This window comes from Halorussus marinus (assembly GCF_004521895.1).
Classification (GTDB): Archaea; Halobacteriota; Halobacteria; order Halobacteriales; family Haladaptataceae; genus Halorussus; species Halorussus marinus.
Genome location: NZ_SBIR01000001.1, coordinates 121,203 through 134,577 on the forward strand (window position 1 = coordinate 121,203; position 13,375 = coordinate 134,577).

Annotated in this window: 13 protein-coding genes and 1 tRNA gene; 6 read left to right on the forward strand and 8 right to left on the reverse strand. The window is 71.2% G+C overall.

Features of this window, described 5'->3' with window-relative positions:
• The first annotated feature begins 3 nt into the window (after positions 1 to 3).
• On the forward strand, positions 4 to 303 hold the full coding sequence (locus tag EPL04_RS00585) for a DUF7521 family protein (RefSeq protein ID WP_134668466.1): 300 nt from the start codon (positions 4 to 6) through the stop codon (positions 301 to 303).
• Here the strand turns inward: EPL04_RS00585 and hutH are convergent, their stop codons facing one another.
• Genes hutH through hutU form a run of 4 tightly spaced genes read right to left on the reverse strand, consistent with a single transcriptional unit; the run spans position 304 to position 5,801 of the window.
• Positions 304 to 1,890: a histidine ammonia-lyase gene (hutH, locus tag EPL04_RS00590; RefSeq protein ID WP_134668468.1), complete on the reverse strand. Its 1,587-nt coding sequence runs from the start codon at positions 1,888 to 1,890 to the stop codon at positions 304 to 306.
• Positions 1,883 to 3,103, reverse strand: a complete 1,221-nt coding sequence (hutI, locus tag EPL04_RS00595; RefSeq protein WP_134668470.1) for an imidazolonepropionase — start codon at positions 3,101 to 3,103, stop codon at positions 1,883 to 1,885. The genes hutH and hutI overlap by 8 nt, the downstream gene beginning before the upstream one ends.
• The gene (gene hutG / locus EPL04_RS00600) at positions 3,100 to 4,041 is read right to left on the reverse strand and encodes a formimidoylglutamase (RefSeq protein ID WP_134668471.1); all 942 of its coding nucleotides are present in this window, start codon (positions 4,039 to 4,041) and stop codon (positions 3,100 to 3,102) included. The genes hutI and hutG overlap by 4 nt, the downstream gene beginning before the upstream one ends.
• Positions 4,038 to 5,801, reverse strand: a complete 1,764-nt coding sequence (gene hutU / locus EPL04_RS00605; protein WP_134668473.1) for a urocanate hydratase — start codon at positions 5,799 to 5,801, stop codon at positions 4,038 to 4,040. Before hutU ends, hutG begins: the two co-directional genes overlap by 4 nt.
• Positions 5,802 to 5,889: 88 nt before the next feature.
• Between hutU and EPL04_RS00610 the strand changes: the two genes are divergently transcribed.
• A complete protein-coding gene (locus EPL04_RS00610; protein WP_134668475.1) occupies positions 5,890 to 6,618 on the forward strand; it encodes a helix-turn-helix domain-containing protein in 729 nt (242 codons plus the stop codon).
• A 107-nt stretch (positions 6,619 to 6,725) separates the two neighbouring features.
• Here the strand turns inward: EPL04_RS00610 and EPL04_RS00615 are convergent, their stop codons facing one another.
• The gene (locus EPL04_RS00615) at positions 6,726 to 7,538 is read right to left on the reverse strand and encodes a mechanosensitive ion channel family protein (protein WP_167599380.1); all 813 of its coding nucleotides are present in this window, start codon (positions 7,536 to 7,538) and stop codon (positions 6,726 to 6,728) included.
• 163 nt (positions 7,539 to 7,701) lie between these two features.
• Here EPL04_RS00615 and EPL04_RS00620 point away from each other — a divergent pair, with 163 nt between their 5' ends.
• Positions 7,702 to 8,112 carry a ribbon-helix-helix protein, CopG family gene (locus EPL04_RS00620; RefSeq protein ID WP_134668478.1) on the forward strand — a complete coding sequence of 137 codons (411 nt, stop codon included), beginning with the start codon at positions 7,702 to 7,704 and terminating at the stop codon, positions 8,110 to 8,112.
• Here the strand turns inward: EPL04_RS00620 and EPL04_RS00625 are convergent.
• Positions 8,109 to 8,564 (reverse strand): DUF5814 domain-containing protein, encoded by a 456-nt coding sequence (locus EPL04_RS00625; RefSeq protein ID WP_134668480.1) that lies wholly within the window; start codon positions 8,562 to 8,564, stop codon positions 8,109 to 8,111. The genes EPL04_RS00620 and EPL04_RS00625 overlap by 4 nt on opposite strands.
• Positions 8,565 to 8,698: 134 nt before the next feature.
• Between EPL04_RS00625 and EPL04_RS00630 the strand changes: the two genes are divergently transcribed.
• Positions 8,699 to 8,771 (forward strand) — tRNA-His (locus EPL04_RS00630).
• A 104-nt stretch (positions 8,772 to 8,875) separates the two neighbouring features.
• Here the strand turns inward: EPL04_RS00630 and EPL04_RS00635 are convergent.
• Together EPL04_RS00635 and EPL04_RS00640 are read right to left on the reverse strand one after the other, a co-directional pair.
• Complete coding sequence (locus EPL04_RS00635; RefSeq protein WP_134668482.1) at positions 8,876 to 9,256, reverse strand: DUF7475 family protein; 381 nt, start codon at positions 9,254 to 9,256, stop codon at positions 8,876 to 8,878.
• A gap of 24 nt (positions 9,257 to 9,280) precedes the next feature.
• Positions 9,281 to 10,393, reverse strand: coding sequence for a glycosyltransferase (locus tag EPL04_RS00640; protein ID WP_134668484.1), 1,113 nt, complete (start codon positions 10,391 to 10,393; stop codon positions 9,281 to 9,283).
• A gap of 164 nt (positions 10,394 to 10,557) precedes the next feature.
• Here EPL04_RS00640 and EPL04_RS00645 point away from each other — a divergent pair, with 164 nt between their 5' ends.
• Positions 10,558 to 12,525, forward strand: a complete 1,968-nt coding sequence (locus EPL04_RS00645; protein WP_134668485.1) for an aldo/keto reductase — start codon at positions 10,558 to 10,560, stop codon at positions 12,523 to 12,525.
• Complete coding sequence (locus EPL04_RS00650) at positions 12,522 to 13,298, forward strand: CDP-alcohol phosphatidyltransferase family protein (RefSeq protein WP_167599381.1); 777 nt, start codon at positions 12,522 to 12,524, stop codon at positions 13,296 to 13,298. Before EPL04_RS00645 ends, EPL04_RS00650 begins: the two co-directional genes overlap by 4 nt.
• Positions 13,299 to 13,375: the final 77 nt, after the last annotated feature.

A 13,375-nucleotide genomic window follows, 5' to 3' on the forward strand; every position in this document is an offset into this window, starting at 1 on the left:
ACGATGCCGGGTTTCACCGCGCTCGTCCTCGCGCTCGACGCGGTGCTCATCGCGCTCGGCGGCGTCCTCGCGTACTTCGCCCAGCAGGCGTTCCGGCGCACCGAGTCGCCGGGACTGCGGGTGGTCGCGATCGGCATCTGCGTAGTCACCGTCGGAACCGCGCTGCCCGGCGTGGCCGCGCTGGGCGTCGGGCTCGCGCCCGCGCCGAGCCTGCTCGCGGGCACCGCGGTCGTCACCCTCGGGTTCGTGGTACTCGCGTACTCGCTGTACGCCGAGTATCCCGGCGACGACGGCCCGAGGTGACTATTCGAGCGGGTCGCCGACGGCGCTCTCGACTCGTTCTTCGAGTAGCCCCGACGCCACCAGCGCGTCGGCGCGCTCGATGTCGTCGTGGATCGGTCGGTCCTCGACCAATCGGGGCACGGCGTCTCGGACCGCCTCGTACGCCGCGGCCGTGCCGGCGCCGTGGGCGAGGTCGTCGGGCAGGAACTCGGCGGCCTGCGCACAACAGAGCAGTTCGATCCCGACCACGGTCGTCGCGTTCTCGACCGCCGCGCGGGCGTCGAACGCGCTCTGGGCGCTCATGCTGACGTGATCTTCCTGATTGCCGCTGACCGGGGTGTTGTCCATCGAGGGCCGGCCGGTCGCGCGGTTCTCGTTGACGAGCGCCGCCGCGGTGTACTGGGCGATCATGTACCCCGAGCGCAGGCCGCTCGCTTCGGTCAGGAACGGCGGCAGGTGTGACTCCTGGACGTTCGGGTTCACCATCCGGTCGACCCGGCGCTCGGAGATGGCCGCCAGTTCGGTGATCGCGTTGGTGAGGTAATCGAGCGGGAGCGCCAGGGGATCGCCGTGGAAGTTGCCGCCCGACAGCACTGCCGCGCTCTCGGTGCCCGAGGCCCGCGGGTCGGCGTCGGCGGCGTCGAAGATGAGGGGGTTGTCGGTCGCGCTGTTGAGTTCGACCTCGACCGCCTCCCGGAGGTGGGCGACGGCGTCCCGGACCGCGCCGTGGACCTGGGGCGCACACCGGATCGAGTAGGCGTCCTGCACCCGGTCGCAGTTGCGGTGGGACTCGACCACCTCGGAGTCGGCGGTCAGGCGCTTGAGGTTGCGGGCGGTCTCGGCGTGGCCCTCGTGCGGGCGGACCCGAGCGATCGCGTCGTCGGCCGAGGCGGTGGTTCCCATGGTGACCTCCGTCGTCAGCGCGGCCGCGACGTCGCCGGCCCTGATCGCCCGCTCGGCGTCCACGACCGCGAGCGCGGCCAGACCCACGCTGAGTTGGGTCCCGTTGATGAGCGCGAGCCCCTCCTTTGCCTTGAGGGTCAGGGGGTCGAGGTCGGCGGTCGCGAGCGCCTCCTCGCCCGGCAGTCGCTCGGTGTCCGTTCCGGACTCGACGTCTGCCTCCCCTTCGCCGATCAGCACGAGCGCGAGGTGCGCCAGCGGCGCAAGGTCGCCGCTCGCCCCGAGGCTCCCCCGAGATTTCACCACGGGGTGGATCCGCTCGTTGAGCGCGGTCGCGAGGTGGTCGACGACGACCTCCCGGACGCCCGAGTGGCCCTTGACGAGCGCGTTGAGCCGGCCGAGCAAGAGCGCCCGGACCTCCTCGCGGCCGAGTTCGCGGCCCGCGCCCGCGGCGTGGCTCCGGACGAGGTTCAACTGGAGCTGTTCGATGTCCTCGTCGGGGATGCGCTCGTCGACCAGCTCGCCGAAGCCGGTGTTGACGCCGTAGACGGCCTCGCCGCTGTCGACGACCGCCTCGACGCGCTCGCGGGCGACCCGGACCTTTTCGCGGGCCGCGTCCGGGACGACGACCCGGGCGTCCTCGCGGGCGACCCGGGCGACGTCCTCGGGCGTGAGGCGCTCGCCGTCGACCTCGACCGGATCAGGCACGGTGGACCACCTCCCCGTCTTTCAGCACGGTCCCGACCGCGTTCACGCCGAAGTTGTACGGGACGTGGACGTAGGTCGGGGCGTCGAGCACCGCCAGATCGCCCGGCGATCCCTCCCGGAGGGTGCCGACGCCGTCGTCGAGATCGAGCGCGCTCGCGGCGTTTGCGGTCGACGCCACCAGCGCCTCGGCGGGGGTCAGCCCCATCTCGACGCACGCCAGCGACGCCGCGAACCCCATGCTCTGGCTGTAGCAGTTGGGGTTGAAGTCGGTCGCGATCGCCACGTCCGCGCCCGCCTCGACGAAGGCCCGCGCGTCGGCGTACTCGGCGCCGAGCCCGAACGCGGTCCCCGGGAGCAACACCGGCACCACGTCGGCCTCGACGAGCGCGTCGACGTCGTCGGCCGTCGAGTGGAGCAGATGGTCGGCGCTCGCGGCCCCGACCTCGGCGGCGAGTCGGGTGCCGCCGATGTGCGCCAGCTCCTCGGCGTGGACCTTCGGCGTCAGGCCCGCCTCCGCGCCGGCTTCGAGCACGCGTCTGGACTGCTCGACGTCGAAGACGCCCTCCTCGCAGAACACGTCGCAGAACTCCGCGATGCCCTGGGAGGCGACCGCCGGGAGCTGGTCGTCGACGACATCGTCGACGTACTCGTCGGCGTCCCGGTCGGCCGGCACCGCGTGGGCGCCCATGAACGTCGCCACGACGTCGACGGGGTGGCGGTCGTCGGCCCGGTCGAGGACTTCCAGCATCCGGAGCTCGGTCTCGGTGTCGAGGCCGTACCCCGACTTCACCTCGACCGTCGTCGTCCCGTGGGCGAGCATGGTGTCGAGGTGGTCGAGCAGGTTCGACAGGAGTTCGTCGTCGCTGGCCTCCCGGGTCGCCCGCACCGTCCGGAGGATGCCGCCGCCGTCTTCGAGGATCTCCTGGTAGGTCTTCCCCCTGAGTTTCGCCTCGAACTCGTCGGAGCGGTCGCCCGCGAACACCGCGTGGGTGTGGGGATCGACGAACCCCGGGATCACGGCCTTCCCCGAGGCGTCGACCGCGTGGGTCGCGTTCTCGGGCGGGAACTCGCGGGTCACGGGTCCGGTCGGGCCGACCCGGGCGACCGCGCCGTCCTCGATCGCGATCGCCGCCTCCTCGTAGACGCCGAGGCTCCCGTCCGGTTCGACCGTCACGACCTCGCGGGCGTCGTGGACGACCGCGCTCACCGTCATGGCTCGGCCCCCGACTGGCGCGCGCTCAGGAGGTGGGCGATCGCTCGCGCGCCGGCGCTCGCGGTCAGAGCCGCCGACCCCTGCTCAAGGGGCGGCGCACACTCCACGACCTCGAAGCCGGCGAGGCGGTCTTCCTCGCCGAGCAGTCGGAGCATCCGGAACAGCTCTCTGGTCGTTATCCCGCCGGGCGTCGGGGCGCTCACGCCGGGCGCGGCCGCGGCGTCGAGCACGTCGAGGTCGACGCTGACGTAGACCCGGTCTACGCCCGCCACCGCGTCGAGCGCGCGGTCGACCGCCCCGATCTCGTCGTCGCCGACCTCCTCGCTGGTGACGACCTCGCCGCCGCGCTCGCGGACGAACTCGGCGTACGCCGTCGAGGTCTCGAAGTGGCGCGCGCCGACGCAGGCGTAGGCGTCGAGCCCGGCGTCGTAGAGCTGGCGGTAGGGGCTCCCGCTGGTGGGGTCGTCGCCGACGTCCCGCACGTCGAGGTGGGCGTCGAAGTTGACTACCCCGAGCGACCCCTCCGCCAACAGCGGCGCGGCGTTCGGGTACGTCATCGAGTTGTCCCCGCCGAGAAAGACCGGGAAGGCGTCGGCGTCGTGGACCCGTTCAGCGATGGTCCGGACCCGGTCCTGAAGCTCCGCGACCGACTCCGGGGACGCCTGAAAGGTCACGTCGCCGAGGTCGGCGACCGACCCGACCGGCCCGGCGTCGAAGTGGTGGGTCTTGGTGCCGGCCAGTCGCTGGCGGAGCGCCGCGGGGCCCTCGGCGGCCCCCTTCCGACCGATGACCGCCCGGTCGAACGGCTCGCCGACCAGCGCGGCGTCGTAGCCGTCGGCGTCGTCGATGCTCGCGAGTTCGACTACGTGGCCGAACTGTTCGTCGTTGGCGTCGGTTGAGGTGCCCATCCAGTCGAAGGTTCGTGCGAGTTCGGTCATTCGTCGGTCCCGTCGCGCATCGGTACGGCCACGCCCGAGGCGGCGGCCTCGTCGATCGCCTCGTCGTAGCCCGCGTCGGCGTGGCGGATCACGCCCATTCCGGGGTCGGTGGTGAACACCCGACGGGCCTTCTCGGCGGCGAGCTCCGAGCCGTCGAGCACGACGTGGTTGTTCGTGTGGAGCGAGTTCCCGATGCCGACCCCGCCGCCGTCGTGGACCGACACGATGTCGGCGCCGGCCGCGCAGTTGACCAGCGCGTTCAGGATCGGCCAGTCGGCGACCGCGTCCGAGCCGTCGCGCATCGCTTCGGTCTCGCGGTTGGGGCTGGCCACGCTCCCGGCGTCGAGGTGATCGCGAGTGACCACGATCGGGGCCGAGATCTCGCCGTCGGCGACCAGCTCGTTGATGCGGAGCGCGAACGCCGCCCGCTCGGTGAGACCGTCTTCGGCGGCGTAGCCGAGCCAGCACACTCGCGAGGGCAGTCCCTGAAACTCGACCTGCTCTTGGGCGAGGTCGATCCACCTGTGGAGGCGTTGTTTCTCCGGGAACAACTCCTTGACGGCCTCGTCGGTCCGGTGGATGTCGGCCTCCTCGCCCGAGAGGGCGGCCCACCGGAACGGCCCCTTGCCCCGACAGAAAAGCGGCCGGATGTAGGCGGGGACGAACCCGGGGAAGTCGAAGGCGTCCTCCCGGCCGCGGTTCTCTTTGACCTGCCCGCGGATGTTGTTGCCGTACTCGACGGCGACCGCGCCCCGGTCCTGGAGTTCGAGGATCGCGTCGACGTGGCGCTCCATCGTGTCGAGGCTCTCGGCCCGGTACGTCTCGGGGTCGTCCTCGCGGAGTTGGTCGGCCGCCGCGACCGAGTAGCCCGACGGGTAGTACCCCTCGAGTTCGTCGTGGGCGCTGGTCTGGTCGGTGACCACGTCCGGGACGAACTCCCTGTCTATCATCCCTTCGAGCATGTCGGCGGCGTTGACGTGGACGCCGACCGAGTAGGGCTCGCCGGCCTCGGCCGCCGCCCGGGCCTTCTCGATGGCGGTCTCGACGTCCTCGGCTTTCTCCTGGCAGTAGCCGGTCTCGATCCGGCGGTCGATGCGGTCCTCGTCGACCTCGGCGGCGATGCAGACGCCGTGGTTCATCGTGACCGCGAGCGGCTGAGCCCCCCCCATCCCGCCGAGTCCGCCCGTGACCACGATGCGCCCGCGGAGGCCGTCGTCGTCGGGGAAGTGCTGGCGGCCGAGTTCGGCCAGCGTCTCGTAGGTGCCCTGGATGATGCCCTGCGTCCCGATGTACGCCCACGATCCCGCGGTCATCTGGCCGTACATGATGAGCCCCTTCGATTCGAGCTCGTGGAAGTGCTCCCAGTCGTCCCAGTTCCCGACGATGTTGGAGTTGGCGATCAGCACGCGGGGCGCCCGTTCGTGGGTCCTGAACCGCCCGACGGGCTTGCCCGACTGGACCAGCAGCGTCTCGTCGTCGTCCAGCCCGCGGAGCTCTCCGAGGATGGCGTCGTAGGCGTCCCACGACCGGGCCGCCCGTCCGGTCCCGCCGTACACTACCAGTTCCTCGGGCTTTTCGGCCACCTCGGGGTCGAGGTTGTTGTTCAGCATCCGGAGGGCGGCCTCCTGTCGCCACCCCTCACACTCGATGTCGGTCCCGGTCGGCGCGCCCTGGTACTCGCGCCACTCGTCGCTCGGGTCGCCGATCCCGGCGTCGTCGGCGTCGTCGGCTTCGGTCGCTTCGGACTGGCCTTCGCTCATACGTTCGTGTTCGGGCGCGACCGGCAAATAGCTGAACCCCGCCCCTCGGAGGGTGATTTAAATGAGTCGGGCGCGAATCCCGAGCCGAATGCACGAGGCGCTCCTCGGGATCGACCAGCCCGGCGCGTACGCCGACGCGACCGCCGGAACCGACACGACGGTCGAGTTGTGGTGCAACGACCACTGCGACCTCCTCCACGTCAGCGGCGGGGCCGACTCGGACGCCGGGAGCCCCGCCGGCCGCGGGACGCGGACCGACGCCAGTGCGACGGGGGCCGATCGCGACGCGGACGCGGGCGCGACGGCGGTCGTCGCCCACGTCGAGGCGACGGTCGGCGTCCGCGAGCGCCTCGTCGAGGACGGCCAGCGACTCCTCATCACCGACGACTGCCTGAAGTCGTCCGACGACGACCACATCGAATCGGTGCTCGCCGACCACGGCTGTCTGCTGGTCCCGCCGCTGACCTACGCCGACGGGACGAAGTGGTGTCGCGTGCTCGCGCTCGACCCCGCGAACCTCACCGGGTTCTACCGGGCGGTGGCGGCCGACCACCCGGTGACCGTCGAGTCCAAGCGCGAGGTCGCGTCGGTCGCGGCCGACCGGCCGCTACTCACCTTCCAGTCGGCGTTACCCGACCTCTCGGCCCGCCAGCGCGAGGCGCTCGCGACCGCGACGGAGTTTGGCTACTACCGGATCCCGCGCGATACGACCACCGCCGACCTCGCGGCCGAGATGGGCGTCGAGCGCCGCACCTTCGAGGAGCATCTCCGGCGCGCGGAGAACAAACTGCTCGGCGCGATGGTCGAGTACTTATAAGAGCCCGAGCGCCGCGACCGCGTGGGTCATCCCCGCGACGAGCGGGACGACGTCGCGATACCGGATCGGAACGTCGCTGGACGCGTCCGGCTCACCGGGCGCCGCGTTCACTCTGCCGGTAGCTCGATCCCCTCGGCCGCGAACCGGACGCTCGTTCGGCGGAGGTACTCCGATCGGATCCGCACGAGCGCCTCCCGGGAGGGCCGGTCGATCCAGAACCGGGTCTGGACGCCCGCCCGGCCGGCGTCGAGGTCGACGACCCGGACCGACGGCGTCGGCCGGTCGAGGATCTCCTCGTGGCGCTCGGCCTCGGCGACCAGCATCTCGGCCACCCGTCCGAGGTCGGCGTCGTCGCCGACGTGGAAGGTGTACGAGACCCGCCGCGGGGACTTGGCGACCGCGTTGACCACCGCGGAGGTCGCGAGCTGGGAGTTAGGAACCGTCAGCAGTTCGTTGTCGAACGTCCGGATCCGGGTCACCCGGAAGCTGATGTCCTCGATGACGCCCTCCCTGTCGCGCCACTGGATCCAGTCGCCGATGTTGAACTCCGGGTCGGTGACGATGAACACGCCGCTGACGAGGTTCGAGGCGATGTCCCGGCTCGCGAACCCGGCGGCCACCGTCAGCGCGGCGACGACGGTCGGCGGGATCGACAGCAGGTAGCCGTAGTCGGCGACGTCGAGCGCGACCCGGAGCGCGACGACGAGGACCCCGACGCGGATTCCCTTCACGAGCGCGTTCGCCGCGGTCCGGTTGATGCGGGCGTCCAGCGTTCGCTCGACCAGCGGTTCGAGCACCCATCGCCCGACCGCGTAGACCGCCGCGAACGCGACGGCGAACTCCCCGACGCTCCACGCGAGTTCGATGTACCTGTCGGTCGGGAGCTCCGACGGCTCGGCTCCGGGTGCGACGCCGCTCACCGACCGACACACGCCCCGAGCCCCCCTGAACATTCCGGCCGCTCAGTCGGTCTCGCGGACGGCCGTGTCCTTCGGCGCCTCTCGACGGCGCGCTGTCACCCGCGGTCGCCCGCGTCGCGTCTGACGAACGCTTAAGTGGCGAGCCCTGCGAACTGTCACCAAGATGGGCAACAAGAACAAGACGATCTCCTTCCGGGTCAACGAGGACTCGTTCGAGACGCTCCGGGAGATCGCCGAGGAGCGGGACCTCTCGCTGTCGGCGGTGTTCCGCGACTACGTCGACACGCTGGTCGCCCACGACGGTCGGGTGAAGGTCGTCCCCGAGAGCGAACTCGGCGAGCAGGCCGACGGCGAGGAGTTCCCCCCGAAGGTCGAGGTGTCGAAGAGCTTCGTCCGCGAACACGAACGCCTCGAACTCGAAGCCGAACACCTCCGCGAACAGCTACAGGAGTACAAGCAGTACGTCACCCGGCTTCAAGAGCAGGCCGAGGGCGACGGCGGCGTCGAGGAGGTCGTCCAACTGGAGGAGCTCGACGACGAACTCGACACCGACGAGACCTATCGGCTGGGTTAGCCCGACAGCCGGCGCTTCTTCTGGCGGGCCTCCTCGGCGGTCTCGCGCTCGCCCTCCACCGCCGCGAGCTCTTCGACGGCTTCGAGAGTCCGGACCGAGTTGTCGAGAAACGAGAGCACGTCGCCCGGATAGGCATACACCATGTAGTCGTCGGTCATCACGTCCACGATGGCTTCGGGGCCCAGCCCCTCCTCGCGGAGTTCGAGCAGGTAGCGCATGAACTTCCGCTCGGGACAGCCACAGTAGGGGTTGCTCTGACAGTCACAGTCCAGAAAGTCCTCCGCGAAGTCGAGCACCCGCTCTTGGGTGGTGTCGTCGAGTTGCGCGAGGTTCTGGCCCTGAAACAGCATGTCGAGGGTCGCGCCCTTGAACGCTCCCTTGGGGATGTTGGTCTCGAGCTGGGAGCCGATCTGGCGGTGGTTTTTGACGTATATTTTGTCCGTAATCGCCACTGTTAGCCCCGAATATGGCGCTCGGACGCAAAAGCGTGTCGTCGTCTCGCTCCGGCCCGAACGCGTGAAAGCGTCCCAGTACCGCCGCGAGTCGTAACGTATTTTAATCCCACGAGGCTAGGTCCGGATGCGTGTCCGGGTTGGGGTAGTGGACCATCCTTCAGCCTTGTGGAGGCTGAGACGCGGGTTCGATTCTCGCACCTGGACCTTTTCGACGCGAACCAAACGGCCAGTACTGCGAAACCCGCTTCGAGAGTTCCGAGTATCGCAGAAGAGATCGAACCCTGCGAGTCGGGTGTCGTCTCTCTCCGTCACCGCGCGGCCGACTCCCGCCGATACAGCCCGACGATGACGGCGATGAGACCGACCTGCGCGAGTTTGTCCGCGATTCCCAGCACCGAGAACGCCGGCGCGTTCACCAGATACCACGCGACGATCTGGATGCCGGTGAACGGGAGTCCGAGGAGGTACACCAGCCGACGGCGGTAGCCGACCGCGACCGCGCCACCGCCGGCGAAAAAGCCGACGCCGGCGAGCAGGAAGCTCCAGCCCATCGGAGTTCCGAGAAACGAGACGCCGAGCACGAGATGTATCGCCCCGGTGACGGCGGCGAGCGCGATGCCCGCCCACTGGAGCGCGGTCACGTCGCCGAGATCGAGGCCGCCACTCTGATTGGTGGTACCGATACCCATACAAGGTCGTGTCGCTTCAGTCACTTAAGACGGGAGGGTCTCGGCAACGAGGTCGCGCAGGCGGCGATGGAAGCGCTCGCTCGCGAAGCGGTCCCGCGCCAGCGAGGGCCTCGCGTCGCTCTCGACGGCCGCCGAGAGCTTCGCCGCCGCGTCCGGGGCCGACTCGTAGAGCCGGCGGTCCTCGCCCGCGAGCACGTCGCGCTGGCCGCCCGAATCCGGCGCGAACGCCACCATCCCGGCGGCGACGTACTCCGCGACCGTCATCCCGAAGTGCTCGTCGGGCTTGGCGTTCAGGCCGTACCTGTGGGTCGTCAGCAGAGTTTCGAGTCGGCCCCGGGGCACGTCGGTCTCGACCGTCACATGCGACCGGGCGGCCGCCGCGCGCTCGACGCGCTCGACGTACGACCGGTAGGCGGGCGCGGCCGACCCGACGACGTGGAGGTGGAGGTCGGGCCCGCGCTCGCGGACGGCGTCGACGATCCGGATCGCGTCGAGGGTCCGCTTGTCCGGCGCGATCCGGCCGGCGACCACCACCCCGTTCTCCCGGTCGGCCCAGTCGGCGCCGCCCGTGATCGGATCGACCGGCGGGTGGACGACGGCGGGTCGTCGGTCGTACCGCTCGGCCACGACGTCGGCGGTCCACGAGGAGTTCGCGACGAGCGTCGCGTCTCCGGGGAGTCGACCCCCGCCCACGCCGGCGAGGCGACTCCAGAGCGCGTCGAGCCGGGGGGCGTCCTCGTCGCCGACCGCCCGACCGTTGAACTGCGGGTAGTGGACGTACTGGACCGACGGGATCGGCGGCGCGAACTCGTTTGCGGTGCTGACCGCGGCGTCGTACCCGTCGGCGTGTCGCCGGAAGAACCGATCCAGCAGGACGCTCCGGACCGCGAGTAGCGGTCCCGCCCGGTCGGCCGCCGTCGCGAAAGCCCGGCCGAGGAGGCGGTCGCCGGGCGGCGTCCGGACCGGAACTGCGGCGTCGGTGTCGAACAGCCGATTGAGCCCGGCCAGCGGCGGGTGCGAGAGCGTGAACAGCGTCACGTCGTGTACCTCCTGGAGCGCCTCGCAGACGTGCAGACAGACGGCGTCGGCGCCGCTCCGGAGATCGAGGGTGTTGTGAACGACCGCCAGCCGTGCCATACGAAAACGACGGGCTCGCACGGCAAAACTCCGACGTTCCGGCGCCGGCGTCCGTACCGCTTCCACAACCGTTTTTATCGATTGGTCCTGCGCTACTGTATGAACGTTGTGACCGAGAGCCACGGTACCGGCGTCCGCGGCCGGTTCGCCGGCGCGATCGCGCCATGAACTGCCTGTTCGTCGGCGCCGGCGAGGTGGCGCGCGAGTACGCCGCCGGGCTCGCCGACACCGATCTGGGGCTCGCGGCGGTCTGTGACCTCGACCGCGAGCGCGCGGAGGGGCTGGCCGACGAGTACGGCGCGACCCCCTACGCGGACCTCTCGGCCGCGATCGCGGCCGAGCAGGCCCCGCTCGTTCTCAACCTCACCGGCCACGCGGCCCACGCGCCCGTCACCCGGACCGCGCTCGAAGCCGGCCGCCACGTCTTCAGCCAGAAGCCCCTGGCGATGGACGCGACGGTCGCTCGCGAACTCGTGGCGCTCGCCGACGAGCGGGGGCTCTCGCTCGCCTGCGCGCCGACCAACCCCGCGGGCGGTCCTCAGCGCCGGGCGGCGACCGCGCTCGCGGACGGTCGACTCGGGACGGTCCGGTTGGCCTACGCCCACGCCCACGTCGGTCGGGTGACCGAGTGGCACGACGATCCGGAGTCGTTCCTCCGCGTGGGGCCGCTGTACGACGGAGCGGTCTACCCGTTGACCCTGCTGGTCGCGTGGTTCGGCCCGGTCGAGCGCGTCCGCACCGCCGACGCCGCCGACCCGTGGCCCGACCGGGAGGCCCGACGGCCGGAGCGTCCGAGCCACGTCGAGTCGACTCTCGGGTTCGCGTCGGGGCCGACGGTCAGGCTGACCGCGAGCCTCTACGCGCCCCACCGGAGCCGGGAGTTCAACGCCCTCGAACTCCACGGCGACGACGGCTCGGTGTACCTCCGGGACGCCGGCGCGATGACCGACGGCCCCGACCTCGTCTCGTTCGGCCGACGGGGCCGCGAGTACGTCTCGGTGCCGCCCCAGCGACCAGACGGCGATCGGGCGTTCGTCTCCGGGCCCGCCCGGTTCGCCGCCGAGATCCAACGCGGTCGCCAGACGCTCCGGACCGCGCGGCGAGCCGCCCACGTCGTCGCGACGTGCAACGCGATCGAGCGCGCCGCCGAGTCCGGATCGCCGGTCTCGGTCGACGCCGACGCGCCGCCCGCCGCCGGCCCGCACCCGCCCGAGTTCGGAGCCGAGTCGCGGTCGGACGCCGCGATCCGATTGCCGCCGGTCGGGGTCGGGTGCGCGCGCTACCGCGACGGCGAGTACGTCGACCGCCGGGACTCGATCGCCGCGGCCCTCGACGCGGGCTACCGGCTGCTCGACTCGGCGGAGCTGTACGGTAACGAGGCACGTATCGGCGATATTCTGGCCGCACCGGGGTCTCCTGATCGATCGTCGCTCCACCTCACGAGCAAGGTGTGGAACACGAACCACGGTCACGTCGCGGAGGCCTGCGAGACGACCCTCGACGCGCTCGGGATCGACCGACTCGACTCGTATCTCGTCCACTGGCCCGACGCGTGGGCGTATCAGGGGCCGCTCGTCGACCTCGCCTCCCGGCCGGTCGACGAGCAGGAGGCGCTGACGTTCCCCCGCGACGAGGACGGCGAGATCGTCGCGGCCGACGTGTCGCTGTCCGAGACGTGGCGGGCCATGGAACGACTGGTCGACCGCGGGCTGACCCGAGCCATCGGCGTCTGTAACGTCTCGGCCGATCGCCTCGCCGACCTCGTCGAGCGCGCCGACGTCGAGCCGTCCGTGGTGGAGGTCGAGACCCACCCGCTCGAACCTCGGCGGGACCTCGTCGCGTTCTGTCACCAGCGAGGGATCCGGGTGCTGGCCCACACGCCGCTGGCGTCGGGCGAGCTGGTCGGGAACCGGACGGTGGCGTCGGTGGCGGCCGACGCCGGCGTGGGGCCCGCGCAGGCGGCGCTGGCGTGGAACGTCCACCGCGGGGTCGTCCCGATCCCGTCGAGCACCGACGACGACCACCTCGTCGAGAATCTCGCGGCCGGCGCGGTCCGGCTCGACGCCGAGCAGATCGCGCGACTCGACGGGCTGTCGGGCGCCGAACGATCGGCCGCGGGGTCCGACGCGTGAGCGAAGCGACCCGTTCTCCGCCCGGCGACCGGGTCCGGATCGAGGTCGCGGTGTCGGCGCTGATCGCGGGCCTCTGGCTGTTCGCCGGACTGCGAGTCACCGCCGGTCACGCCGACCCGCCGACCGCGAGGCGGTGGTTCGGCGTGGCGGGGGCGGTCGTCGTCGCGGAGCTCGCGTACCTCCGGCTCTCGCTCGACGCGTGTCGGCCCGAGTCGGGCGCCACTCGTCGCCGATCGCTCGGGCTCGCGAACGTGGTGACGCTGTGTCGGGGCGGGCTGTTCGCGTCGGTCGCGGGGTTCCTCGCGGTCCCGTCCGCCGGCCCGCTGGTGTGGGGGCCGTCGGTCTGCTACGGCGCGGGCGTCGCCCTCGACCGACTCGACGGCGCCGTCGCCCGGACTATCGGTCGCACGACGGCGCTCGGGGAGCGCCTCGACCTCGCGTTCGACACGCTCGGGTTCGTGGTCGCGCCGCTGGTCGCGGTCGCGTGGGGCCGGCTCCCGGTGTGGTACCTCTCGCTGTCGGCGGCCCGCTACGTGTTCAAGGCCGGGGTCGCGTGGCGTCGACGCCGCGGGCGACCCGTCTGTGACCTCCCGGAGAGCCGGCTCCGGCGGCCGCTGGCGGCGCTCCAGATGTGCTTTCTCACGGTCGCGCTGGCGCCGGTGGTTCCGGCCGGCTCCCTGCGGGCGGTCGCGGCGGTCGTGCTGGCGCCGTCGCTGACCGTGTTCGCCCGCGACTACCTCGCGGTCTCGGGTCGGCTCCGGTCGACGCGTTGAAACGTAATCTTCAACAACAGTCGGCCCAACTAGGTGTGTGTCCTGTACTCGTTTCACGACCGGGTCGAGCGGCGTTC